General features: G+C 69.7%; 25 protein-coding genes. 5 read left to right on the top strand and 20 right to left on the bottom strand.

What is annotated here, in order from left to right; genetic code table 11:
* Positions 1–229: 229 nt before the first annotated feature.
* Complete coding sequence (locus BXU09_RS20300) at positions 230–415, bottom strand: hypothetical protein (RefSeq protein ID WP_144012101.1); 186 nt, start codon at positions 413–415, stop codon at positions 230–232.
* A 623-nt stretch (positions 416–1038) separates the two neighbouring features.
* Here BXU09_RS20300 and BXU09_RS12065 point away from each other — a divergent pair.
* The gene (locus BXU09_RS12065; protein WP_144012100.1) at positions 1039–1389 is read left to right on the top strand and encodes a hypothetical protein; all 351 of its coding nucleotides are present in this window, start codon (positions 1039–1041) and stop codon (positions 1387–1389) included.
* Between the two features lie 393 nt (positions 1390–1782).
* Here the strand turns inward: BXU09_RS12065 and secA are convergent, their stop codons facing one another.
* Positions 1783–4392, bottom strand: a complete 2610-nt coding sequence (gene secA, locus BXU09_RS12060; protein WP_078303135.1) for a preprotein translocase subunit SecA — start codon at positions 4390–4392, stop codon at positions 1783–1785.
* A 155-nt stretch (positions 4393–4547) separates the two neighbouring features.
* Here secA and BXU09_RS12055 point away from each other — a divergent pair, with 155 nt between their 5' ends.
* Positions 4548–5012 (top strand): hypothetical protein, encoded by a 465-nt coding sequence (locus BXU09_RS12055; RefSeq protein WP_078303132.1) that lies wholly within the window; start codon positions 4548–4550, stop codon positions 5010–5012.
* Between the two features lie 30 nt (positions 5013–5042).
* Here BXU09_RS12055 and BXU09_RS12050 read toward each other — a convergent pair whose 3' ends face one another.
* The 4 genes from BXU09_RS12050 to BXU09_RS12040 all read right to left on the bottom strand — a co-directional run bounded on the left by BXU09_RS12050 (position 5043) and on the right by BXU09_RS12040 (position 7925).
* Positions 5043–6215: an amidohydrolase family protein gene (locus tag BXU09_RS12050; RefSeq protein WP_078303129.1), complete on the bottom strand. Its 1173-nt coding sequence runs from the start codon at positions 6213–6215 to the stop codon at positions 5043–5045.
* Between the two features lie 74 nt (positions 6216–6289).
* Complete coding sequence (locus BXU09_RS21495; protein WP_240501208.1) at positions 6290–6496, bottom strand: sporulation protein; 207 nt, start codon at positions 6494–6496, stop codon at positions 6290–6292.
* A complete protein-coding gene (locus tag BXU09_RS12045) occupies positions 6478–7023 on the bottom strand; it encodes a sporulation protein (protein ID WP_240501206.1) in 546 nt (181 codons plus the stop codon). The genes BXU09_RS21495 and BXU09_RS12045 overlap by 19 nt, the downstream gene beginning before the upstream one ends.
* Before the next feature lie 56 nt (positions 7024–7079).
* Positions 7080–7925, bottom strand: a complete 846-nt coding sequence (locus BXU09_RS12040; RefSeq protein WP_078303126.1) for a polyphosphate--glucose phosphotransferase — start codon at positions 7923–7925, stop codon at positions 7080–7082.
* 138 nt (positions 7926–8063) lie between these two features.
* Between BXU09_RS12040 and BXU09_RS12035 the strand changes: the two genes are divergently transcribed.
* Together BXU09_RS12035 and BXU09_RS12030 are read left to right on the top strand one after the other, a co-directional pair.
* Positions 8064–8681: a TetR/AcrR family transcriptional regulator gene (locus tag BXU09_RS12035; RefSeq protein WP_055363519.1), complete on the top strand. Its 618-nt coding sequence runs from the start codon at positions 8064–8066 to the stop codon at positions 8679–8681.
* Between the two features lie 88 nt (positions 8682–8769).
* Positions 8770–10266: a 2-phosphoglycerate kinase gene (locus tag BXU09_RS12030; RefSeq protein WP_078303124.1), complete on the top strand. Its 1497-nt coding sequence runs from the start codon at positions 8770–8772 to the stop codon at positions 10264–10266.
* Positions 10267–10499: 233 nt separating this feature from the next.
* On the opposite strand, the gene BXU09_RS12025 is transcribed toward BXU09_RS12030, so the two are convergent.
* The 5 genes from BXU09_RS12025 to BXU09_RS20955 form a co-directional block, all read right to left on the bottom strand.
* The gene (locus BXU09_RS12025) at positions 10500–10916 is read right to left on the bottom strand and encodes an organic hydroperoxide resistance protein (RefSeq protein WP_144012098.1); all 417 of its coding nucleotides are present in this window, start codon (positions 10914–10916) and stop codon (positions 10500–10502) included.
* 131 nt (positions 10917–11047) lie between these two features.
* On the bottom strand, positions 11048–11902 hold the full coding sequence (locus BXU09_RS12020) for a hypothetical protein (protein WP_078303120.1): 855 nt from the start codon (positions 11900–11902) through the stop codon (positions 11048–11050).
* A gap of 85 nt (positions 11903–11987) precedes the next feature.
* On the bottom strand, positions 11988–12632 hold the full coding sequence (pdxH, locus tag BXU09_RS12015; RefSeq protein ID WP_078303115.1) for a pyridoxamine 5'-phosphate oxidase: 645 nt from the start codon (positions 12630–12632) through the stop codon (positions 11988–11990).
* Positions 12629–13483, bottom strand: coding sequence for a DNA-formamidopyrimidine glycosylase (locus BXU09_RS12010; protein ID WP_078304993.1), 855 nt, complete (start codon positions 13481–13483; stop codon positions 12629–12631). The genes pdxH and BXU09_RS12010 overlap by 4 nt, the downstream gene beginning before the upstream one ends.
* A gap of 64 nt (positions 13484–13547) precedes the next feature.
* Positions 13548–14018 carry a hypothetical protein gene (locus BXU09_RS20955; RefSeq protein WP_078303111.1) on the bottom strand — a complete coding sequence of 157 codons (471 nt, stop codon included), beginning with the start codon at positions 14016–14018 and terminating at the stop codon, positions 13548–13550.
* Between the two features lie 47 nt (positions 14019–14065).
* Between BXU09_RS20955 and BXU09_RS12000 the strand changes: the two genes are divergently transcribed.
* Positions 14066–14698, top strand: a complete 633-nt coding sequence (locus tag BXU09_RS12000; protein ID WP_078303107.1) for a pyroglutamyl-peptidase I — start codon at positions 14066–14068, stop codon at positions 14696–14698.
* A 25-nt stretch (positions 14699–14723) separates the two neighbouring features.
* On the opposite strand, the gene BXU09_RS11995 is transcribed toward BXU09_RS12000, so the two are convergent.
* The 9 genes from BXU09_RS11995 to mce all read right to left on the bottom strand — a co-directional run bounded on the left by BXU09_RS11995 (position 14724) and on the right by mce (position 22552).
* A complete protein-coding gene (locus BXU09_RS11995; RefSeq protein WP_078303103.1) occupies positions 14724–15020 on the bottom strand; it encodes a hypothetical protein in 297 nt (98 codons plus the stop codon).
* 1 nt (position 15021) lies between these two features.
* The gene (locus tag BXU09_RS11990) at positions 15022–15438 is read right to left on the bottom strand and encodes a hypothetical protein (RefSeq protein WP_240501204.1); all 417 of its coding nucleotides are present in this window, start codon (positions 15436–15438) and stop codon (positions 15022–15024) included.
* Between the two features lie 11 nt (positions 15439–15449).
* The gene (locus BXU09_RS11985; RefSeq protein WP_078303098.1) at positions 15450–15944 is read right to left on the bottom strand and encodes a hypothetical protein; all 495 of its coding nucleotides are present in this window, start codon (positions 15942–15944) and stop codon (positions 15450–15452) included.
* Between the two features lie 415 nt (positions 15945–16359).
* The gene (locus tag BXU09_RS20285) at positions 16360–16893 is read right to left on the bottom strand and encodes a hypothetical protein (protein WP_144012095.1); all 534 of its coding nucleotides are present in this window, start codon (positions 16891–16893) and stop codon (positions 16360–16362) included.
* Positions 16894–16899: 6 nt separating this feature from the next.
* The gene (locus BXU09_RS11980; protein ID WP_240501203.1) at positions 16900–17397 is read right to left on the bottom strand and encodes a polymorphic toxin-type HINT domain-containing protein; all 498 of its coding nucleotides are present in this window, start codon (positions 17395–17397) and stop codon (positions 16900–16902) included.
* A gap of 237 nt (positions 17398–17634) precedes the next feature.
* Positions 17635–20562 (bottom strand): transglutaminaseTgpA domain-containing protein, encoded by a 2928-nt coding sequence (locus BXU09_RS11975; protein WP_078303090.1) that lies wholly within the window; start codon positions 20560–20562, stop codon positions 17635–17637.
* 1 nt (position 20563) lies between these two features.
* Positions 20564–21514, bottom strand: coding sequence for an AAA family ATPase (locus BXU09_RS11970; RefSeq protein ID WP_078303086.1), 951 nt, complete (start codon positions 21512–21514; stop codon positions 20564–20566).
* A 68-nt stretch (positions 21515–21582) separates the two neighbouring features.
* Entirely contained in the window at positions 21583–21969 is a 387-nt protein-coding gene (locus tag BXU09_RS11965) for a VanZ family protein (RefSeq protein ID WP_078303082.1), read from the bottom strand.
* 133 nt (positions 21970–22102) lie between these two features.
* Entirely contained in the window at positions 22103–22552 is a 450-nt protein-coding gene (mce, locus tag BXU09_RS11960) for a methylmalonyl-CoA epimerase (RefSeq protein ID WP_078303079.1), read from the bottom strand.
* Positions 22553–22609 lie beyond the last annotated feature (57 nt).

The raw sequence follows: 22609 nt of genomic DNA, 5'->3' as shown, positions 1-22609 counted from the left end.
TGGGCGTAATAAGGGGGCGCATCGCGAAGACACGCCCACTGGTCAGGACATCATACGGATTCCGTTTGTTTCGTTAACAGATCGGAACACCACCGATCTGTTAACTCCACGTCCGGAACCCGTTTCTCTCCTACTCGCATCCGCTCGGATTGAACGGCTTTGTAAGCCATTCAATCGGAGTCCGTATCAGAAGGCCCGGTGTGGGGGGAAACCGCCACCCGTCACGCGTTTAGTCCGCCGCTTGCGGGTAATGCTCCGGGTCCGCCACCCGCCGGTTACGGGGCCGCAGAGGCTGCAGGTCCAGTGGAAGATCCTCCTGCTCCCGCAGCAGCGCGCGGTCGTCACGCGTGAGCGCAACGAAGGCACCCAGCATGATCAGGAGAGTCAGGGCCGCCATGATCAGGAGCAGGTTCATACCAGCAGTGTGCGCCGCGCACTCATACAGGGGCATGACGGACCTCTCAAGAGAGCTCAACTTAACCTTCAGCGCCTCTACAGGGAACGCTGAGGCAACGTCCATCTCCGCTTCCCCGGCCCGACCACTCATACGGACTCCGATTGAATGGGCTGCAAAGCCCGTTCAATCCGAGCGAAGCGAGTGGGAGAGGGGCGGGTTCCGGACGTGGAGCCGGCAATCCGGTGAAGTTCCGGATTGTTGGCGAAACAAACGGAATCCGTATCACCGCAGCAGCACAGTCAAAACCCCGCGCTGAGGCGGGGTTGGCCCTCACCGACTTCACCCGGTCGGCCTGAATTGTGGGTGAATTCAGCCTAGGCTGGCCGCGTGAGCGCCCCTTATGACCCACATGGGCTGTCCTTGAAGGATCAAGAGCCGCTCAAAGCCCCCTGCCCTCAGCTGGTCTGCCGGAACGGCACTCTGCCCACTGCCTCATCTCGGATTCCGGGGAGCTTCCGGGTGTACCCGTGAGGTAGGCGCAGACGCACCGCGTAGTAGTTCGCGGCCCCGCCACGTAACTTCGGGTTCTGCTTGCCCCTGCCCAGAGCCAACTCAAGCTCTGCCCCAGCCTTGCACCGCACATGGATGCTGTCGCCCTGCCTTTTCGTGGTACGACGAGAAGCATGATCCAACAGCAACCCGTCGCACCTCGGTTTCTGTGGTTGGCCGGGCCGCTCCTGACCTTCACCCTGCTGTTCACCCATGACACCTGGGGCGTCGAAGCGATCGCACTTTACCTGGTACGGACTGCGCTGTTCGCGGTCATAGCCTTTGACTTCTGGCGATACCCGAATCCGAAACGCAGCGCCCACACGAACGCTGTCCTGACGGGCATCATGGTGACAATGGCCGTGGCGGCGACCATCCTCGGCAGTCTGGCCCTGTTCTACCTGTGGCGGGCTGCTCAGATTGATCAGCGACTGGGCGGCTGATAGGGACGAGTCCTGAATGCCGCTTTCGGCTTTCTGCGGGGGCCGTTGCGGTTGGTGATCATGGTCAGGTCCTTCCCTCAGTCCAATGGGCCAGCCCGCACCGCTCATCACTGATACGGACTCCGATTGAATGGACTGCAAAGCCCGTTCAATCCGAGCGAAGCGAGTGGGAGCAAAACGGGTTCCGGACGTGGAGCCGGCAATCCGGTGAAGTTCCGGATTGTTGGCGAAACAAACGGAATCCGTATGAGCTTACCGACAACATTCCTGGCCTCACCAGAGAGGCGCGCCACCCAGACGTGCCCTCCCTCCTCATAACGCAGAAAGGCGCGCACGTTGAAGTGCGCGCCCTGAATCTCCCCGCCGCCTGACGGCGTGTGGGGCCGCTGATGTTCAGCCGGTCTGTCCGAACTGCATTCTGAAGACGAACTTGGTGACGTCCGTTTTCAGGTTGTCGATCATCTCGTTGAACATGTTGGTCGCTTCGAACTTGTATTCGGTGAAGGGGTCGCGCTGGCCGTAGCCGCGCAGGCCGATGCCCTGGCGCAGGACGTCCATGCCGTGCAGGTGTTCTTTCCAGTGCTGGTCGACGACCTGAAGCAGGACGTAGCGGGCGAGGCTGGTGAGCATGGTGGTCCCGAGTTCCTCGCGGCGGGCGTCGAGGGCGTCCGCGACGGCTTTGAGGAGGGTGTCCTGCGCGGCGGCGGGGCTCATGGTGCGCAGCGCTTCGAAGTCGAAGCCTTCGAGTTGGGGGACGGCGTCGAGCATGGCGGCCTGCAGGCCCTCGATGTCCCACTGTTCGTGGCTGGCGTCGGTGGGGAGGTGCGTGGCGAGTTGCAGGTCGACGAAGTCGGCGATCATGCCTTCGGTGCTTTCCTCGACGTCGCTGTCCGGTCCGAGCAGCACTTCGCGGCGCTGGGCGTAGATGGTGTCGCGCTGTTTGCTCATGACGTTGTCGAATTCCAGCAGTTGTTTGCGGGTGCTGAAGTTGCGGTCCTCGACGCGGGCCTGCGCTTTCTCGATGGCGCCGGTGACCATTTTCGCTTCGATGGGCTGGGTGTCGTCCATGCCGAGGCGGTCCATCATGGCGATGACGCGGTCGTTGGCGAACAGGCGCATCAGGTCGTCTTCGAAGGACACGTAGAAGCGGCTGCTGCCGGGGTCGCCCTGGCGGCCGGCGCGGCCGCGCAGCTGGTTGTCGATGCGGCGGCTCTCGTGGCGTTCGGTGCCGATGATGTGCAGGCCGCCGAGTTCCTTGACGCGTTCGCGGTCGGCGAGGATGTCGGCCTGGACCTGGAGGGCCTGCCGGGCGAATTCCTCGGTCATGCCGGGGATCTGCATGCCGGCCTGCACGGCGTTCTCGTCCTGGCGGCTGACGGCCTTGATGAAGGCTTCGGCTTCGGGGGTGAAGCGGCTGATGCCGAAGTTCTGTTCGATGGCTTCACCGAGGATGAATTCGGCGTTGCCGCCGAGCATGATGTCGGTGCCGCGTCCGGCCATGTTGGTGGCGATGGTGACGGTGCCCGAGCGGCCGGCCTGCGCGATGATGCTGGCTTCCTGCGCCTCGAACTTGGCGTTCAGGACGCTGTGTTTCACGCCGGCCTGGGTGAGCAGGTCGCTGAGCTGCTCGCTGGTGACGATGCTGGCCGTGCCGATCAGGACGGGGCGGCCGGTGGCGTGCATCTGGGCGACTTCCTGCACGACGGCGTTGTACTTGCCCAGGCGGGTGCGGTACACGAGGTCCTCGGAGTCCTTGCGCAGGATGGGTTTGTTGGTGGGGATGACCAGCACGTCGCTGCCGTAGATGTCGAGGAATTCCTTCTCCTCGGTCTTGGCGGTGCCGGTCATGCCAGAGAATTTGTTGTACAGGCGGAAGAAGTTCTGGTACGTGATGGTCGCGAGGGTCTGGTTCTCGTTCTCGATCTTCACGCCTTCTTTGGCCTCAATGGCCTGGTGCAGGCCCTCGCCGTAGCGGCGGCCGGGCATGGAGCGGCCCGTGAATTCGTCGACGATGACGACCTCACCCTCGGCGTTCACGATGTAGTCCTTCTCGCGCTGGTACAGTTCGCGGGCGCGGATGGCCTGGGTGATCATGTGGGCCTTGTCCATGTTCTCGGGGCTGTACAGGTCCCCGAGGCTGAGCAGGCGTTCGATCTTGCTGATGCCGCCCTCGGTGAGGTGCACCTGCTTGGCTTTCTCGTCGATGGTGTAGTCGCCGGTGGGTTCGGTGCGGACGCCGGGTTCGGCGGGTTCGCCTTTCTGGAGGCGGCGGATCAGTTTGGCGTACACGTAGTACAGGTCGGTGGCCTTCTCGGCGGCGCCGCTGATGATCAGGGGCGTGCGGGCCTCGTCGATCAGGATGGAGTCGACCTCGTCGACGATGGCGAAGTTCAGGGGGTGTTCGGCGCGCAGCGAGAGGGCCTCGCGGCTCTGGGCCATGTTGTCGCGCAGGTAGTCGAAGCCCAGTTCGCTGTTCGTGACGTACGTGATGTCGCAGGCGTACGCGGCCTGCTTCTGCGCGGGTTGCAGTTCGCGGCTGGCGAGGCCGACGGTCAGGCCGAGGGTGCGGTACAGCAGGCTCATTTCTTCCATGCCGACCCGCGCGAGGTAGTCGTTGGAGGTCACGAGGTGCGCGCCGCGTCCTTCCAGCGCGTTCAGGGCGAGGGCCAGGGTGGCGACCAGGGTCTTGCCTTCGCCGGTGCGCATCTCGGCGATGCGGCCCTTGTGCAGGGCGTACCCACCGATGAGCTGCACGTCGTAGTGGCGTTTTCCGATGGAGCGGCGGCCCGCCTCGCGGATGAGCGCGAAGGCGGGAATGACCACGTCATCGAGGGTCTCGCCGCCCTCCTGAACGCGGCGGCGCAGGTCCATGAAGGCTGCGGCGAGATCTTCCACTTTCATGGTTTCTTCTTCCAGCGCGTTCACGGGTTGCACGATCGTCTTCACGATCTGCGCCACGTCGCGCTGGTTGTTATCGAATAATTTGTTCAGGACACGGAACATGACAAGTGAGTATAACGCGCGGCGCGGGCCGCACACGTTCGGATTTCAGTGAGCCGCGCATAAGCAACTTGAGTACGGATCACTCAGACACCATGAACGCCCGCTCCAGGGGCGGCGGAATACCCGTCCTCATGTGTGCCCCGTATGCTCTGCGCATGACCCTGCGTGTGCTGCCTGCCGCCCTGCTGCTTCCCGTCCTGATGGCGTCCTGCGCGCCCGTGGCGTCCCTGCTGGCCACCCGCGACGCCGAGGGGCCACCGCCGCGTCAGGCGGGGCCACTCACGGTCGGTGAGACCTGGACGGTCGGCGGCCCCATCGACGGCCGGAGCGTGGCGGCCACCATCGGCATCCAGGATCTCGTGGACGTGCCGGGTGGGACGGCCAGCGTGAACGAACGCGACCGCCTCGACGCCTTCGCGGCCGGGCGCGAGGGCTTCGGCGTAGCGCGTTACGACCCGGACCGCCGGTACCTGACGTTCTCGTGGGTGGGAACCGGGAACACCACCTACACCTGTGAGGTCACGACCCTGCTGAGCCTCCCCTACCAGGGTCGCCTGACCATGCTGCGCGGCGGGCAGCCGGTCGCCAACGGCACCTGCGAGGCGAACGTCCGGCAGTAAGGCCGCTTCTCCCGGCCTGCGTCCCGCCCGTCAGCGCCAGAGGTACGCCTCGTTCCACGCCTCGCCCCGGCGGATGAACGGGGCGCGGCTGCCCAGCACGCGGTGACCGCCCTTGACGGCGGCGCGCACGATCACGCGCGGGTCCAGGGTGGGGTACAACGTGCGAGCGAACGCCACGTCCTCTCGCACGTCGAGCGAGCCGCCACTGGCGACGGAATCGGTGCCCAGCGCGACCTCCACCCCGGCCGCCGCGAAGGCCGCCCAGGGGAACACCCCGCACTCCAGGTGGTGGTTGCTGCGCGGGCAGGTGACGACGGCGCTGCCTGCGCGGGCCACGCGCACAATGTCGTCCGGGGTGACGTTCACCATGTGGATCAGGGTGGGTTTCGCGTTCAGCACGCCCAGTTCGTCGAGGTAGCGCACGGGTGTCAGCCCCGGTTCCGGCGCGCGGCCGATCACCTCCGCGAAGGTGTCGGGGTAGAAGGGCGCCAGACGGTTGTCCCAGATGGGGCCGCCGCCGCGCGTGTACAGCTCGTGCTCGGCGGGGTGTTCGGCCACATGGATCTGCACGGGCAGGCCCTCGCCGGCGGCGTAGTCGCACAGCAGCCGCATCAGGCGGTGGCTGACGGTGTGCGGCGTGTGCGGGGACAGGCCCACGCGCGGCCCGCCGGGGCGTTCCAGACGGCGCCAGCGTTCAAGGCGCTCGCGGATGGTGCGGAAGATGTCGTCCGCCCTGTCCGGGAAGGTGCCCAGCGCCTCGTAGTACAGGACGCCGCTCAGGTCCTCGCGGGCCAGCAGGGCGTCCATGACCTCCGGGGCATGCATGTACACGATGTCGCCCACGCCGCCCGAGCCCAGGTCGCGCAGGGTGTCCGCGCCGTGCAGGGCGGCCTCCACGCTGCGTTTCTCGCGCTGCGGGACGACCACCTCCGGAATCCAGCGGAAGTACGGCAGGGCCGTGAACTCGTAACGGCTCATGTCCAGGTGCGTGTGGGCGTTCACGGGCGGCGGCGCGATCACGCCGCCCACCGCTTCCTCGCGCGCGTGCGGGTACGAGGCGCGCAGCGCGGCCGGGTCACCCGTCGCAGCGACCGTGCCGCCCACCACGACCACGCCACCCGGCGACTGCGCGCCCCCCATGCCGGTGAACAGTACGTCGCAGGTGAGCAGGCGGGGAGCGAGCGGGTCGGCGTGGTCGGTCATGGGCGGCATGCTACGCCGCGCGGCGCGGGGGCTGCCATCAAGGGGGGTACAGCAGGGCCGTTACAGCAGGGCCATCACAGCAGCGCGCGGATGCGGGCCTCGAGTTCGCGGGCCACGGCGTCCGGCCCCTGCGCCAGCGTGTGCGCGCCCAGGTTCCAGCGGCCGCGCTGCTCGAACTCGCTGGTGAACAGGCTGGCCACGCCGGTCGCGCGGCGATCCACCTCCAGGATCACGTCCAGGCCGCCGCCCGTGTGGAACAGCATCATCTCGACCTCGGCCACGCGGTACTGCCCGTGCGGGGGCGGAAGGCGAGTTCCTGCGCGACGCGGCCGTGATGGTGTTCGATCTCGCTGCCGCTCAGGCTGAAGCCCAGGCGCTGCGCGGCCATGATCAGCGTTTCCGCCTCGCGGCTGGGCAGGATCTGCAGGTGGTCCTGATCGCCGGGGTCGGCCGCGCCGGCGATGTCGGCGTCCGTGGCGAGCCACACCTGCGTGCCGGGCAGCGACAGCGGCGTGTCGAGCGGCACGGGCAGGCTGAACGGGAACTCGCGGGTCTCGCCGGCCCGCAGGTCGAAGGCCGGCACGACCTGCGCCCGGGTCAGCTGGTGCGTGACGTGGGTGTCGTCGTGCCGGTAACGGGTGGCGAGCCCCAGGTTGATGCGCTCGATGCGCTGCTCGACGCTGCCGCCCTGCACGGCCAGCACGCCGGTCAGGGTATCCCCGGCGCGCAGGCTGGGGTTGTTCACGCGGGCGTCGACCTTTGCGCCGCCCACACCGATGGCGGCCATCATCTTCTTCAGGAATCCCATGCTGCCCGGTACGGGGTCACGCTGACGTGGGTTCCCGGCTGCTGCCCCTGGATGGTTCAGGCTTTCTTGCGGGCAGGGGCCTTGCGGGTCGGGGTCTTGCGGGGGGTGGGCTGGCCTTCGGGGGCTGGTTCCGGTGAGGCGGGCGTCCCGGCGGCCGATTCCGGGTCGCGGGCGGCCATCATAGCGGCCCCGATGATCCCGGCCTCGTTCAGCAGGGTGGCGGGCACGACGCGGCTGCGCCCGACTTTCAGGTGTTCCTGCCACTTGTCGGCTTTCTTGCTGATGCCGCCGCCGATGATGAACAGGTCCGGGCTGAACAGCAGTTCCAGGTGTTGCAGGTAGGAGCTGGCGCGTTTGCTCCACTGCTTCCAGTTCAGGTCGTCCAGTTCGCGGGCGCGGTCGGACGCCCAGCTCTCGGCGTGCTTGTCGCGCAGCCACAGGTGCCCGAGTTCCGTGTTGGGGATCAGCACGCCGTCGTGGATCAGGGCGCTGCCGATGCCGGTGCCGAAGGTCAGGACCATCACGGTGCCCTGCACGCCCTGCCCCGCCCCGAAGCGCGCCTCGGCCAGGCCGGCGGCGTCGGCGTCGTTGATCAGGTGGACCTCGTGGCCGGTCGCCTCGCTGAACAGCGCGTCGGCGTTCAGGCCCACCCAGTCCGGGTGGACGTTCGCGGCCGACAGCGTGTGCCCGCGCTGCACGATGCCGGGGAAGGTCACGCCGACCGCGCCGGGCAGCCCGAAGTGCTCCACGAGTTCCTTCACGACGCCCTGCACGTCGCCGGGGGCGGCGCCCTCGGGGGTGGGAATGCGGCGGCGTTCGCCGGCCAGCCGTCCGGTGCGGGTGTCCACGGGTGCGCCCTTGATGCCGCTGCCGCCGATGTCGATGCCCAGGATCACGCTCATGCGGCCCAGCGTACCGCAGCGCGCCCGCCCGGTGCGCGCATCCCCCCCCGCGCCGCCACTGCCGGGGGGGATGCGGGGCGGGGATCACCGGTTGGACGGGGTGTAATTTTGAACCGGCGGCAGTATCCTGTCTGGATCATGGATTCAACCTCGCTGCGCGAACGCCAGAAGGAGCGCCGCCGCGCCCGCATCTACACTGTCGCCATTGACCTGTTCAAGCGGGGTGGGTTCCAGACGACCACGGCCACCGACATCGCCAAGGCCAGTAACGTCTCGCGCGGCACGTTCTTCAACTACTACCCGTACAAGGAAGCGGTGCTGCTCGACTACGGCAGCGAGGTCATGAACCGCCTGCGCGACCACGCCGAGGCCCGCCTGCACGAGGGCACCCCGCCCCTGACGGTGCTGTACGAGGTCTGGGACCGCCTGGCCGACGAGAACACCCGCGAACGCGACCTGTTCCCGCCGCTGGCCTACGAGGTCATGAACCCCAACCCCGAGCGCGCCCGCACGGCGTACCAGGCGCTGCCGCTGAGCAAGGTCATCGAGCTGATCCTGCGGCCCATGCACCAGGCGGGCATGATGCGCACCGACCTGAGCCTGCAGCGCATCAGCAACCTGATCGCCGACACGTACCTGATGGTCGCGCTGCGCTGGAGCGCCTACGGCACCGAACGCCCCCTGCAGGAAGAGATGCGGCTGGCCCTGAGCCTGCTGCTGGAAGGCGCCGTGAAACGCGAGCCGCCGCGCTCCTGACCCTGACCATGGGGAGGCGCGCGAGTGTGCCGCGCGATACACTGCGCCGCATGAAGGCCCTCCCCCATCCTCTCCGGGCAGGCGGCGCGTGAGTCAGCCGGAACTGCGGATCGGCACGGCCCGGCACGCCTTCCCGTTCAGCCGGGGCCTGCTGGCCGAGTCGCTCGTGAACGCCGGGGCCGATACCGCTGTCGCCGCCGCCGCGTCCCGCCGCATCGAGCAGCAGTTGCGGCTGGCGCGGCGCACGCTGGTCAGCCCATCCGAGTTGCAGGCCCTGATGGTCGAGGTCGCCCGCGACCTGGCCGGACCCGAGGTGGCCCGCGCCGCCGAGACGCAGACTCCGGCCTTCGTGGACATCCTGGTGATCGCGAAGAAGGGCGACCTGCCGTTCAGCCGGGGCGTGCTGGCCCGCACCCTCGAGGACGCCGGGCTGTCCGGCAAGGACGCCTATGCCACGGCCAGCAGCGTGGACGTGCGCCTGCGCCGTCAGGGCGTGCGCCGCCTGAGCGCCGAGGAGATCGACCGTCTGACCGAGGACGCCCTGGCCGAGCAGTACGGCGAGCACCTGCGCCTCACGTACCGCTACCTGCAACACAACCGCGGCAAGATCGGCGTGATCAGCGGCGGCAGCGCCGTCCCCAGCCCGTTCAGCAAGGGCATCCTGGTGCAGTCCATGCTGGCGGCCGGGGTGCCGCCGGACGTGGCCCGCAAGGTCGCGCGGGTCACGCAGCGGGACCTGCGCGGCACCGAGGACCGGCTGGTGCGCCGCGCCGCGATCCGCGAGAAGGTCGAGGCGCTGCTGCGCGACGAGGTCGGCCCGGACGTCAGCGCCCGCTACCGGCTGCTGCGCGTCATCCGCCGCCCGCCGCGCCCGGTGATCGTGCTGCTGGGCGGCGTGAGCGGCACCGGCAAGAGCTTCCTGGCCGCCGAGATCGCGTACCGGCTGGGGATCACGCGGGTGGTCAGCACCGATTCCATCCGCGAGGTCATGCGCGCCATGGTATCCCCGGCGCTGCTGCCCACCCTGCACGCCAGCACCTTCAGCGCCTGGGAGGCCCTGCTGCCGCCCGGCACGCCCCGCCCCGAGCGGCCCGGCCGCGAGACGCTGATCGCCGGGTTCCGCGATCAGGTGCAGCAGGTCAGCGTGGGCCTGAGTGCCGTCGTGCAGCGCAGCGTGCAGGAGGGCACCAGCCTCGTGCTGGAGGGCGTGCATCTGGTGCCGGGCTACCTTCAGGCCGGGTCGTTCGCGGGGGCGCTGGTCGTGCCGATGCTGGTCACGCTGCCGGACGCCGAGGAGCACCGCCGGCACTTCGAGAGCCGCAACGAGGAGACCGGCGCGAGCCGCCCGCTGCACCGCTACATGCAGTACTTCCGCGAGATCCGCGACATGCAGGACGAACTGGAGACGCTGGCCGCCGCGTACGACGTGCCGCTGCTGGACGGCCTGACCCTCGACGAGAGCGCCGAGCAGGCCGTGGACGTGGTGCTGCGCCGCGTGATGGTCGCGCTGACGCCCACAGAGCGCCGCGACCTGCTCGGCGACGACGCCGACGAACTGCTGGTCGACAACCGCGAACGCAGCTGATCCGGGCTGCGGCGCGGCCACGACCCACGAACACACACGAAACGCCCCGCCCGGTCCGGGGGGACGGGGCGGGGCGCGGGTGGGGGGTTCGGAAGGTTCATACGGATTCCGTTTGTTTCGCCAACAATCCGGAACTTCACCGGATTGCCGGCTCCACGTCCGGAACCCGTTGGGCTCCCACTCGCTTCGCTCGGGTTGAATGGGCTGCAAAGCCCATTCAATCCGAGTCCGTATCAGCGGACGCTGAGGCGCACGTCCACGTTGCCGCGCGTGGCGACGCTGTACGGGCAGACCTCGTGCGCGGCGTGCATCAGGGCCAGCGCCTGCTCCTCGGTCAGACCGGGGAAGTGCCCTTCGAGTTCTACGTCGAGCGCGAAGGCCAGTCCGGTCTTCTGCAGGCCCACGCGGGCGGTGACGGTGCTGTCGTCGCTCAGGGTGATCTTGGCGCGGCGCGACGCGACGCCCAGGGCACCCTGGAAGCAGGCGGCGTACCCGGCGGCGAACAGCTGCTCGGGGTTGGTGCCGGGGCCGTCGTCGCCGCCCATGCCGGCGGGCACGCTGAGGTTCAGGTCGAGGCGGCCGTCGGTGCTTTTGGCGGTGCCGGCGCGGCCGCCGGTGGCGGTGGCTTCTGCGGTGTAGAGGTTGCTCACGGGGTCAGCATGCACCGTCCTTCTCATGAAGATGGCGAGGCCGACTACAGAAGCGCGGCCCACCAGCGCTGCCGCGACCCGGTGTTCCTGACGGCGTGACGGATCTGCCCCCCTCCATCCGGTGCGGGGGCTTACCAGATGCGCACGCGGGCGTAGGCGCGGTCGGCGTACCCCTCGTGGTCCGGGCGGTGGGGGCGCACATACGGGAAACGGGTGATGAGCAGGGGGTCGGCGCGCAGCAGTTCCTGAAGGCGGCGTTCCGTGGCGGCCAGGGTGTTCATGACGGCCGGGTAGCCGGCGGTGGCGAGGCTGACCTCGTGCGGGCCGGGCGGCAGGCGGTGCACGCGCAGGTGCTCGTCCGGGACGGGGTCGCCGTTGATCAGGCCATACCCGAACGGCCCGGCCGAGTTGGCCAGCGAGGCGTGCGCGACCAGCAGCGGCGCGATGATGGCCTGCGCGGGGTCGCTGGCCTGAAGCTGCCTCTGCGTGAACTGCCCGGACCCCTGCGCCAGCAGCGCCTGAACGACCAGTGCGCGGGCCTGCCCGGCGGCCGTGAGGGACGGCAGGGCGGCACTCAGGCCTCCCTGCGCGCCTTCCAGGCCGGGTTCGTCCCAGAGCGCGCCGACCGGTCCGACCTGCCAGACCTCGCGGCGCACGCTGCTGACGGCGGCCAGCGCGAATCCCACCTGCAGGCGTTCGCCGCCCATCACGGCGTGCCGCAGGGCGCTGGTCAGCGAGGCGCTCAGGTGGTCGGTGGCCTCGCGCAGCGTGGCGGCGGGCGGCAGGTCGCGCAGGCCCGCCAGGCCGACGGTCGCGGCGAACCGGGCGGGCGGCAGGCCGCGCGGCCGGGTGCCGCCGGACGTCGTGCCGAAGCTCAGGCCGGCGATCAGGGCGACGTGGTGCGGCGTGACGAGCAGCAGGTCCGCTCCCTGTTCCGGGGGGCCCGCGCGGGAGCGGACGCTTGATTCCACCACGCTCAGGGCCATGTGGGCATTTTATGAGACTTCATGTGAAATTTTCGTGGTGGGGGTCCGGATGCCCCCAACGGGCGTACTCGACCCGGCAGGCGCTTCAGGGCATCAGCCGGTCCACGCGCCAGCCCGCCCCGTCCCGCGCGTACCGGAACCGGTCGTGCAGGCGGCTCTCACGGCCCTGCCAGAACTCCCATTCCTGCACCTGCACCCGGTAGCCTCCCCAGAAGGCCGGGCGGGGAATCACGGTGCCCGGCGGGAATCGGGCGTCCAGGGCCGCGAAGGTGGCGTCGAGTGCGGCGCGGTCCCGGATGGGCGCACTCTGCGGGTCGCTGGCGTGCGCGGCCAGCTGCGACTCGCGCGGGCGGGCGTGAAAGTACGCGTCGCTCTCGGCGTCCGGCACGCGCGTCACGGGGCCGGAGGCGCGCACCTGCCGTTCGTGTTCGGCCCAGTGGAACAGCAGTTCCGCCTGCGGGTTGGCGCCCAGGTCGCGGCCCTTGTGCGACTCGTAGTTGGTGTAGAAGGTCAGGCCGCGTTCGTCCGCGCCGCGCAGCAGCACGGTGCGCACGCCCGGCCGCCCGGCCGCGTCGGCCGTGGCGAGGCTCAGCGCGTACGGTTCGCGCAGGCCCGAATCGATGGCCTCCTGCAACCAGCCCCGGAACTGCTCCAGCGGATCGGGATGCAGGTCGGCGCGGCGCAGTTCGGCGCGGGTGTACGACAGTCTCAGTCCGGTCAGGTCGGTCATGCGCGGCCTCCCTCTGCCCGGCCTTCCGGGCGGCGCAGCGGCTGGCACTGCGGGCAGTGGTGCGTGCCCCGCTGGGCCAGCACGGTCTTCTCGATGGTGGTCCCGCAGCGCGGGCAGGGCTCGCCGCCGCGCCCGTACACGGCGTGCGAATGCTGGAACAACCCGGACAGGCCGTCATGCTGCCGGTAGTTGCCGGCGCCGCTGCCCAGGCTGCTGCCGCCCGCCTCGACGGCGCGGCCCATCACGTCCCGGACCGCCGCGTACAGCCGCCCGGCCTCCTCGCGCGTCAGGTGCGACTGCGCCGGGTGGAGGCCCGCCTGCCACAGGCTCTCGTCGGCGTAGATGTTCCCCACGCCACTCACGGGTTTCTGCGACAGCAGCCAGGGTTTCACGGCGCCCGCCTGCGCGGCCAGCGCCGCGAACCCTTCCTCCCGGAAGTCCTCCGAGAGCGGCTCCGGGCCCATCGCGGCCAGGGTCGGCATGCCGGCGTACTCGCCGGGCCGCACGACCGCCATCTTCCCGAAGCGCCGGGGATCGTCGAAGAACAGGTCGCCGCCGTCCGTGCGGATCGTCACGCGCGTGTGCCGCCCGCCCTCCAGCCGGAACCCGCCGGTCATGCCCAGATGCACGATGAATTCCAGGTCGTGCGGCCCCTCCTCTGTCTCCTGCGGGGCGAGGTTCAGCATCAGGTACTTCCCGCGCCGCGAGAGGCCCGTCACGCGCCGACCGACCGCGAGATGCGTGTCGCGGTACTTGTGAGGCGCGTCGTGCTCGACGTGCAGGATCGTCCGGCCGCGCAGCAGCGGCTCGATCTTGCGGCGCGTGGTTTCCACTTCCGGCAGTTCAGGCATACGCCCGAGCATAGGCCGCGCGGCCCGGCAGGACTGCGGCCTTCGTTTCAGGGTGGCGCCGACCTTACGGGAAGTACACCTGCTCGGCCCACAGGACGCGGGAGCCGTTCAGGCGCAGCGCCACGACCCGCTCGCTGAACGGCCAGCAGCCCTGCGGCGCAAAGCCCTTCCAGGCCGACACGAACGTCTCCAGCGGCACGGCCTGCACGCCGTCCGGGCGGTCCAGGCAAGAGAGCGCGAACACGGTGCGGGCGTCGGTCTTCAGGGTCCGCAGCAGGGGGTTCACATTCCGGACGTACAGCCCACTCGGGTTCGCCTCGAAGTACGCCTGCGCGGACGGGTAATCACCGAGCGCCACGACGCGGCGGGCGTCGGCGTCGGTGTCCGAGAACACGTCCACGTAATCCAGGGTCAGGGTGGCGACGCGGCCCTGCACCTGCACGCCCCGCAGCACGGCGTACTGCGTGGTCGTGGCGGCCAGGGCGGACGGGGTCAGCAGGGCCGCCAGGAGCGGCAGGGCAGGCAGCAGGCGCATACCGCCAGCGTACCGGTCGGGGGCGCCGCCGCGCTACCCTGCGGGGCGTGAATACGCTGCTCCTGACCGGCTTCGAGCCGTTCCACACGCACCCCGTCAACCCGAGTGCCGAGGCGGCCCAGGCACTGGAAGGGCAGGTGCTCGGCGGCCTGCGGGTCGTGTCGGCGCTGCTGCCGGTCGAGCCGCACGCCGCCTGCGCCCGCCTGACGGAACTGCTGGGCACGCAGCGCCCGGCGGCCGTCCTGCTGACCGGACTGGCGAGCGGGCGCCCGCAGGTGACGCTGGAGCGCGTGGCCGTGAACGTGATGGACTTCCGCATTCCCGACAACGCCGGGCAGCAGCACCGGGACGCCCCGGTCCAGGCAGGCGGCCCGGACGCGTACCTGAGCACCCTGCCGCTGCGGGCCGTGCTGGCCGCGTGGCACGGCGCGGGCATTCCCGGTCAGTTGAGCGACACGGCCGGAACGTTCGTGTGCAACGCGGTCATGTACCACGCCCTGCACACCCTGCGCGCCCTGGGCCGCCCGGACGTGCCGTGCGGGTTCCTGCACCTGCCCGCCAGCGCCGGGGTCGCCCTGGCCGAGGCGAAAGCCGTGCCGTACCTCCCGCAGGCGGAACTGACCCGCGCGGTCGAGGTGGCCGCCCGGACCGTGGCGGCGTCGGTCAGCGACGAGGCGTAGACAGCCGCAGCGCCACTCCCGCCGCCTACGGAAACGGGGCGCGGCCCGGCTGCCAGCCGCCCCCCTCGCCGCCCGCCCAGTGGCACTCTCCGGCGGGCCGCGCGGCCAGGGCGGCCTTCACGGCGTCCAGCGGCACACGCCGGGCGAAGCGGGTGCGGGCGTGCCACGCGGCCAGCGCGGCGTCCGGCTGGGCGGGGCGCAGACCGCGCAGGGCAGCGGCGGCGCGGTTGACCGCCAGATCGAACAGGGCAGGCGGCACGGCGCCGTTCCCACGCGTGCCGTCCGGGGTGGGGTCGGTCAGGAAGGGCCGGTCGGCGGGCATGTCAGGCGAGGCGGGGTTGCTGCGCCAGCCGGCGGATCTGCGCGGCGCGGCTGCCGGTCAGCGAGGCGTTCAGGCGGATCAGGGCGGCAACGGTCATGGGCGGCTCTCCCCCCGCCGCGTCGGGGTCGGCGGTGGGAACGGTCAGGGTCAGCGTGTGGGCGGGGAGGGCCTGCGCGGCGCCCACCTCCCAGTCGCTCAGGCGGGTCAGGCCCGCGTCGTCCGGCGGGGCAGGCGTGCCGGTGGCGGCAGCAATGCGCGTCCACAGGTCCCGCTTGGCGGCGCTCAGGTGCGCGGCGATGGCCGCCACGCGCGGGTGAGGCTGGCCCTGCACGCTGTCCAGCGCGGCACGCAGGCCAGTATCGGGGTCGTGGTTGGCGCGGTCCAGCAGGTCCGCGAGGGTATCGGGCGTGTCGGTCATGGAAAGGGTCCTCAGGGCAGGCGGAAGGTGTCGCCATCACGGGTCAGGCGGCCCAGGTCCAGCAGGCGGGCCGTGACGGCGCGGGCCTGCTCGTCGGTCAGGGGACTGGCGGCGCGCAGGTCATCGAGCGTGAACCGCCCACCCTTGCGGTGCGCGAGACGGTACACCATGCGCTCCTGAATGTCCGTGCGCGGCGTCCCTGACTGCCGGCGCGAGAAGGCCCACCACACCAGCACGCCCACCAGCAGCCCCACCGTCAGGGCCAGCGGAATCAGCTGCGCCGCCAGCGCCGGGTCGCCCACCTGCTGCCCCAGCGCCTGCAACTGCGCCTGCCCCTGCGCGACCTGCTCGGGCGTGCCGCTTTCACGCAGGCGGCGCAGCGCCCCACGAGCCCGCAGGTACGCCATGACGCCCCCCAGATCGCCCCGCACGAAAAAGGCGCTGTAGGCGATCAGGGCAGCCGAGAGGCCCGCAATGAGCGAGAGAGCGGTTTTGATCACGTTCACCCCCCCATGCTAGTGCAGAGGCCAGCGCCACCGCTGTCGGGCAGGGCACCATACCGGAAGACAATAGGCAGCATTCCCCTGACCCGGAGACTCCCAACAACAACCCAGCGCCCAGGAGGTCATTCATGAAACAGCCTTCAGTGCCACGGAAACGGCGCACGTCGTCCAGCATCGCGCCGCCCGTGCCGAAGACCGTGCTCGTCTTCACGAACTCCGCCCCGGCCCGCACCACCGCCGCCGTCGCCTCCCGCTTCTGCTCATCACTCAGGAAGCACGTCAGGGTGGGCACCTTCCGCACAGCACCCCAGTCGTTCTGCCGTAGAGAGGAAGCCGCCCCACGTCTCAGAAGGGCGGCTTGTATTTTTAGTTTATTTGACAAAAGAATTTATGCTCTTCGCTTCAAAAAGCTAATTTATCATACGAACTTGATCTCTGCATTTATGTTTCCGATAAATAATTCAGGATAGTCTTGAGATAGCTTAAGGATGCTTTCGGCGTTTTTTCCTGGAGCGCCGCTCCATCCATTGATGTACTCTGCATACTCATGCTGCATCTGCAGGACTGATTTCCCGCATATTTCATCAATGACTGACCTCTTGGCAATTAAGAATGAAGTCAAGGTGTGCGTGGCTACCAGTACGGCACTTAAATCAGAGGTTGCTATCAAGGTATCGCACAAGTAGCCTTCTCTCATGATTAATGAAATGGCTTGCGCATTACTCACTTGCAAGGCGTTAATTTCGTAGGCAGCTTCTGTATCAAAACGCCCTGGAAAGTATTGCTCGATGCGCATTACGAGTTTGCGCGATCTAGAATAATTAATAAATTCTTCTATATAATCGGTGAGACAGCCGTTATCCGACCTTACTGGTATGAATCCCCAGTCTGTTTTGACAGGGATTATGAGGCTTCCATTAATATATATGCCAACTTCTTGTAACAATGTCATAAGTGATCACTTGTACCTAATTTTCAGAATAGCCTTGCCCCCTACTTGATACTCAAGAGTTGGAACGCTTCCGGCAGCGCCTCCACTTCTATTGCGAACAATCAGTACATCCCCCTGAGCATTTACGCGAACCACCATCACGTCGCCGTTAGCCTTTACTGAAACCTTTGAAGGATCAACACCGTACTCCTTGAGAATGACTGCAAAATCCGCCCTTGCTCCTTCGAAGTCGCCGAGTTTCTCGTATTGAGGTAGGTTCTTGCTTGACTGGTTGGAATAAGGCTGCAGACCGTCGAGAGTCTTCGTAACCAAGCTTCCACAGGCCTGCTCGTTGTCATTATGTACCAACCACCCGTCCTGCCCGACGTAGTAGGTGTGGGCTTCACTGACGGTGAGGTTGAACATCTCGCGTGTCTGCTGCACGGTGGTGACGTTGGCGACCAATCCGGTGGTGCCGTCGGCCTGCTTGATCGTATCCCCGATCTTCAGGTGCCCCGCGCCCACCCAGTTCCGGCTCAGGTCGCTGTGGGCTTCCGGCGCGGGCCTGGGCTGGGCATCGGCGGGCTGCGCGACGAAGAAGGGATGCTCCGGGGTGGTCTCGACGAACTCCAGCTTGTTATCCGGGCTCTGACCTGACTGGTGGGCACGATGGACTGCCGTCTATTGCCGCTCGGGGGAACAACGGGATGTTCCTGCCGTTCCCGGTCGTCCGTGTCGGGTGGCGGGAGCCTCTCGTTCCGGTCAGCGGCGGACGTTGCGCACGGCGCGGCGCAGGCGGGTCAGGGTGTCCGGGGTGGGGTGCGGGGCGTAGCGGGCGGCGTGGTAGGCGTTCAGGACGTCCTGAAGGGCGGCGTGCAGGTGCGGGTGTTGCGTGGCGGCGCGGGTCATGTAGGCGGTGGGGGTTTCGCCGGGGGCGCGGGGCAGGTGCAGGCGCACGCTCAGGTCGTGTAGGGCGCGGCTGGCGGGGTCGGTGGGGCGGGCGCGGCGGCGGGCGAGCAGCAGGGCGGGGAGCAGGGTGAGGGCGATCAGGGTGGGGAGCAGCAGCAGGTACGGGGTGCTGCCCACGCCGCCCAGTCCGGCGCGGGTCAGCAGGTCGCTCTGGCGGCCTCCGTCGTAGTCAACGACGAGGTCGTTCCAGCGGTTCTGGATGGCGTCCAGGCGCAGTTGCAGGCGTTTGAGGGTGCCGGGTGGGGTGGGGGCGGCGGCCTGTGGGCGGGTCAGGGCGGTGCTCAGGCCGGCGCTGACGCGGGCGGGCGCGACGACGGCGGTGGGGTCCACGCGGACCCAGCCCTGGCCGGGTAGCCAGATTTCCGTCCAGGCGTGGGCGTCCTGCTGGCGCACGATCAGGTATGAGCCGTTCTGCTCGCCGCCCTGGTAGCCGCCGACCACGCGGGCGCTGAGGCCGGCGGCGCGCATCAGGACCGCGAAGGCGCTGGCGTAGTGTTCGCAGAAGCCCTGGCGGGAGCTGAACAGGAAGGCGTCCACGCGGTCCTGTTCGGGCAGCAGTGGCGGCGAGAGGGTGTACGTGAAGCCCCCGGTGCGCAGCAGGTTCAGGCCCGCCTGCACGCGCGCCTGGGGGTTCAGGCTGCGCCAGCTGGTGGCCAGGGCGACCGCGCGGGGGTTCTGCCCGGCGGGGAGTTGCAGGTCGAAGGCCAGTCGGTCTGCGTCCTCCTGCACGCCCAGTCGCGCGGCGCGGCTCTGGAGTTCCACGCGGCGGCGGGTGGTGACGGGTCGGGGGGTGACGGCCTGGAAGGCGTTGGTCAGGAACGCACCGTCCGGGACGGTCAGTGGCACGTCCAGCGCCAGCAGCCAGGGGTTGCCGCTGGGTTCCAGGGTCAGGGTGTAGTTCAGGGGTGGGCCGGTCACGTCCACGCTGGGCGTCCGGCCGGGCGAGCGGACCTGCCGCCAGGTGCGGCCGTCGTACGCCTCGTAGACGGGGCCGCGCCAGTAACGCTGGTCGGGGGTGGGCAGCGCGCCCTGGAAGTCGGCGCGGAAGGCGACGGCGCTGTTCTGCGCGAGGTTCGAGTACTCGCCGGCGGTGATCTCGTTGCTCAGGCCGGTGGTGGCCTGCCCCTGCACCGGCAGCTGCCACAGCGGCCCGGCCGGGCGGGGGAACAGCACGAACAGCACCAGTGCCAGCGGGGCCGCCAGGGCCAGCAGGCGGCCCGCGCCCAGCAGAGAGTCCCGCAGGTGTGCGCGCCTCCCTTCCGCGCCGGGGGCAGCCGGGGTGGAGGCCGGGCCGGAGGCGACCGGGGCGATCCAGGCGGGCGCGGCGGCCAGCAGGAACGCAGCGCTGATCAGGGTGTGCAGCGCCGCGAGCGGCCCCTGACTGTAGAAGTAATGCGTGCTGGTCATGAACAGGCCCAGCAGGATCAGGATGCGTCCGTCGCGGGACGAGCGGCTCTCGGCGGTTTTCAGGGCGATCAGCAGGCCCAGGAAGGCCGTGCCGGCGTCGCGGCCCAGCAGGGTGCCCTGCGTGGCGATCAGCGCGGCAGCCCCGCCCACGGCCAGCAGCGCCAGCAGCCACACGGGCAGCGGGTCCAGCGTCCGGCCGGGGCGCGGCAGCACGCGGGCCAGGGCGTGCGCCAGCAGCAGGATGATCAGCAGCGTGATCCACACGGGGTGCCGCAGCGCGCCGGGCGCCAGCGTGACCGCCAGGGCCAGCAGGGTGGGTGGCGTGGCCTGCGTGACTAGCGTGGCGGCGTGCGAGACCAGCCGCGCCGCGCCGCGTTGCGGGCCGGGCGCGGTGGGCAGGGGGTCCACGGTCGCCAGGGCGTTCAGCGCAGCGTGCAGGTGCGCCTCGCCCGTAGCGGCCTTCAGGTGCGTGGTGGGCAGCGTCAGCGCGAACGGCGTGCCCAGCGCCGACAGGTGCTGCGCCCAGGCGCTCAGGCGGGAGGCGCGGGCCTCGGGGTCGCCCGGCGCGTCCTGCCAGTGCAGGTCGGTGGCGTGCCCGCGCGCGGCGTCGGTCTCGCGGGTCAGGAGTTGCCCGGTGCGGGCCACGTGCCGCCACGACACCTGCCGGGGCGAGTCGCCCGGCTGGTAGGGACGCAGGCCCGCGAACTCCTCGTCACCGGGGCCGCGCAGGCCCTCGCCGCTCACGCCGGGAGCCGCGCGGACCGGGACCGGCGGGACCGGGCTTTCCGGGGCGGGCCACACCAGCAGTGTCAACGGGGCGGGCTGGGCGGGCAGCACCACGCGCCACAGGCCCAGGCGGTCCTGCGCGTGGGCGCGCACCCGGATGCTCAGCGGGCCGCGCACCGTGGTCGGGAACGCAGCCGTCAGCGCCGCCCCCTCTGGTGGGACGTGCAGCGCCGCACGCAGCTCGCGGCCCTGGGCGTGCAGGCGGACTTCCAGCGCGCCGCCGCTGCCGCCCGCCTGGGCCTGCACGGTCAGCGGGGCGTCCTGCCCGGCGTGAACGGAGCCGGACGGACGGACCGTCAGGGTCAGGCTGCGCGCCGAACGCAACGCCTGCGCCGCCGTGATCACCCACACGCCGCCCAGCAGGAACGTCAGGCCGTACCCGAGGCTCAGCCCGTAGTTCACGCAGCCGATCAGGGTCAGCAGGATCAGGATCAGGAACGCCAGCCCGAACCCCGTGGGCCGCAGGTGCAGCGCGGGGCTCACGCGGTCGGCGCGGGGCGCGGGGGCGGTGGTCGTGGAGCGGGTCATCTCAGGGAATGGGCGTGTCGGCCAGCAGCGCCGTGAGGAGCGCGCCCACATTCACGGACGGGTCGCGGGGCGGCAGGCGGTGCGCGGCCAGCGCCGGGAACACGGCCTGCACGTCCTCGGGCAGCACCATGGGCCGCCCGTGCAGGTACGCCCAGGCGCGCGCGGCGGCCAGCAGCGCCAGCAGTGCGCGTGGGCTCAGGCCCGCCGCCAGTGCGGGGTGTTCGCGGGTGGCGCGGGCCAGCAGTTGCAGGTAATCCAGCAGCGGCGCGGCGGCGTGCACGCGGTCCACCTCGGCCTGCATGGCCAGCAGGGCCGGGGCGCTCAGGACGGCCCCCAGATCCCGGACGCTCTGGCTGCGGCCCCCCGTTTCCAGCAGTTGCCGCTCGGCGCGCACGTCCGGGTACCCCAGCGTGACGGTCATCAGGAAGCGGTCCAGCTGCGCTTCCGGCAGGGGGCTGGTGCCCACGAACGCCGCCGGGTTCTGCGTGGCGATCACGAAGAACGGCTGCGGCAGCGGGCGGGTCACGCCACCTTCCGAGACCTGCCGTTCCTCCATGGCTTCCAGCAGCGCTCCCTGCGTGCGGGGCGTAGCGCGGTTGATCTCGTCGGCCAGCAGCATCTCGCTGAACACCGGCCCCGGCACGAAGCGGAACGCGGCGGCCGGGGCGTCCCAGACGCTCACGCCCGTCAGGTCGGCGGGCAGCAGGTCCGCCGTGAACTGCACGCGCCGGAATTCCAGGCCGCAGGTGCGGGCCAGCGCCTGCGCCAGCGTGGTCTTCCCCACGCCCGGCTGGTCCTCGATCAGCAGGTGCCCGCGCGCCAGCAGGCAGGTCAGCGCCAGCCGCACCTGCCCGCCCTTGCCCAGGATGACGCTGTCCAGCTGCGTCAGGGCCGCCTGAAGGGCCGCCACGTGCCCGTCGGAAGTGGAAACGGAACTCAGGGCGGTCGTCATGCCCGGCAGCGTAGCGGCCCGACTCTGACAGAACTGCAACGGGGGCAGAGATTCACCCCGCCCGGCCCTCAGCTCACTGGACCCGCCGCCCGCTCCGGGGAACCGTCCGGCCGGGCCGACGGGCGGGCCGCGCCGCGTAGCGCCAGCCATGAACCCAGCCACGCGCCCGCCACGTCGAACAGCCAGTCCTGCACGCCCGCCTCACGCGGCGGCACGAACGCCTGATGCACCTCGTCCAGCGCCCCGAACCACGCCGCGATCACCAGCGCCGCGCCGCGCCGCCCGGTCGCGCGGGCCAGCGTGAACGCCAGCGCGAAGTACGCCAGGAAGTGCGCGATCCAGTCCTTCGGGTGCTCCAGCGACGGCCCCGGCGTCTGCGGCGCGCTGCTCAGCGACCAGATGGCCCCCATGATCAGCAGCGCCGGCACCCACCACAGCGGCCTGGGACGCCTCATAAGGACTCCGATTGAATGGGCTGCAAAGCCCATTCAATCCGAGCGGATGTGAGCAGGAGAGAAACGGGTTCCGGACGTGGAGCTGGCAATCCGGTGAAGTTCCGGATTGTCGGCGAAACAAACGGAATCCGTATCAACCGTGCCCACCAGCCGGATGCCCACCAGCCGGATGCCCACCAGCTGGATGCTCGACCAGCTCGATCAGCGTGCCAGCCCCCCACTTCGGATGCAGGAACGCCACGCGCGACCCGGCCCGGCCCGACGTGGGCTCCTCGTTCAGGAAGCGCGCCCCGTCCGCGCGCAGGCGGGTCATCTCGGCGTTCAGGTCCGCCACGCGGTACGCCGTGTGATGCAGCCCCGGCCCCTTGCGCGCCAGGAAAGCCGCGATCGGGCTGTCGTCCCGCGTGGGCATCAGGAGTTCGATCAGGGTCTCCCCCACCTGGAACGCCCGCACCCGCACGCCCTGCGACGCGACCTCCTCGTCCGGCCCTTCCGGGTGCAGGCCCAGTGCCACGTACGGCGCCGAACCCGCCTCCAGGTCCGGGGTGGCGATCGCCACGTGATCCAGCAGCAACACAGTCATGCACGCAGGGTAAAGCAAGGGAGCGGGAAGCGGGAGGCCGGGCGCGGCGCAAACGGC

Source organism: Deinococcus sp. LM3 (genome assembly GCF_002017875.1).
In the GTDB taxonomy this organism is placed as follows: domain Bacteria; phylum Deinococcota; class Deinococci; order Deinococcales; family Deinococcaceae; genus Deinococcus.
This window is presented reverse-complemented; position numbering and strand designations above follow the sequence as displayed.

Coding starts and splice junctions, on each gene's coding strand:
- BXU09_RS12040 (WP_078303126.1), bottom strand. CDS start 7,925: ATGAGCGTGATCCTGGGCATCGACATCGGCGGCAGCGGCATCAAGGGC.
- BXU09_RS12020 (WP_078303120.1), bottom strand. CDS start 11,902: ATGGCCCTGAGCGTGGTGGAATCAAGCGTCCGCTCCCGCGCGGGCCCC.
- BXU09_RS11970 (WP_078303086.1), bottom strand. CDS start 21,514: ATGACGACCGCCCTGAGTTCCGTTTCCACTTCCGACGGGCACGTGGCG.
- secA (WP_078303135.1), bottom strand. CDS start 4,392: ATGTTCCGTGTCCTGAACAAATTATTCGATAACAACCAGCGCGACGTG.
- BXU09_RS12050 (WP_078303129.1), bottom strand. CDS start 6,215: ATGACCGACCACGCCGACCCGCTCGCTCCCCGCCTGCTCACCTGCGAC.
- BXU09_RS12010 (WP_078304993.1), bottom strand. CDS start 13,483: ATGCCTGAACTGCCGGAAGTGGAAACCACGCGCCGCAAGATCGAGCCG.
- BXU09_RS11965 (WP_078303082.1), bottom strand. CDS start 21,969: ATGAGGCGTCCCAGGCCGCTGTGGTGGGTGCCGGCGCTGCTGATCATG.
- BXU09_RS12045 (WP_240501206.1), bottom strand. CDS start 7,023: ATGGGATTCCTGAAGAAGATGATGGCCGCCATCGGTGTGGGCGGCGCA.
- BXU09_RS12035 (WP_055363519.1), top strand. CDS start 8,064: ATGGATTCAACCTCGCTGCGCGAACGCCAGAAGGAGCGCCGCCGCGCC.
- mce (WP_078303079.1), bottom strand. CDS start 22,552: ATGACTGTGTTGCTGCTGGATCACGTGGCGATCGCCACCCCGGACCTG.
- BXU09_RS12055 (WP_078303132.1), top strand. CDS start 4,548: ATGACCCTGCGTGTGCTGCCTGCCGCCCTGCTGCTTCCCGTCCTGATG.
- BXU09_RS20285 (WP_144012095.1), bottom strand. CDS start 16,893: ATGACATTGTTACAAGAAGTTGGCATATATATTAATGGAAGCCTCATA.
- BXU09_RS11975 (WP_078303090.1), bottom strand. CDS start 20,562: ATGACCCGCTCCACGACCACCGCCCCCGCGCCCCGCGCCGACCGCGTG.
- BXU09_RS11995 (WP_078303103.1), bottom strand. CDS start 15,020: ATGCCCGCCGACCGGCCCTTCCTGACCGACCCCACCCCGGACGGCACG.
- BXU09_RS12065 (WP_144012100.1), top strand. CDS start 1,039: ATGGATGCTGTCGCCCTGCCTTTTCGTGGTACGACGAGAAGCATGATC.
- pdxH (WP_078303115.1), bottom strand. CDS start 12,632: ATGACCGACCTGACCGGACTGAGACTGTCGTACACCCGCGCCGAACTG.
- BXU09_RS20300 (WP_144012101.1), bottom strand. CDS start 415: ATGAACCTGCTCCTGATCATGGCGGCCCTGACTCTCCTGATCATGCTG.
- BXU09_RS11990 (WP_240501204.1), bottom strand. CDS start 15,438: ATGACCGACACGCCCGATACCCTCGCGGACCTGCTGGACCGCGCCAAC.
- BXU09_RS20955 (WP_078303111.1), bottom strand. CDS start 14,018: ATGCGCCTGCTGCCTGCCCTGCCGCTCCTGGCGGCCCTGCTGACCCCG.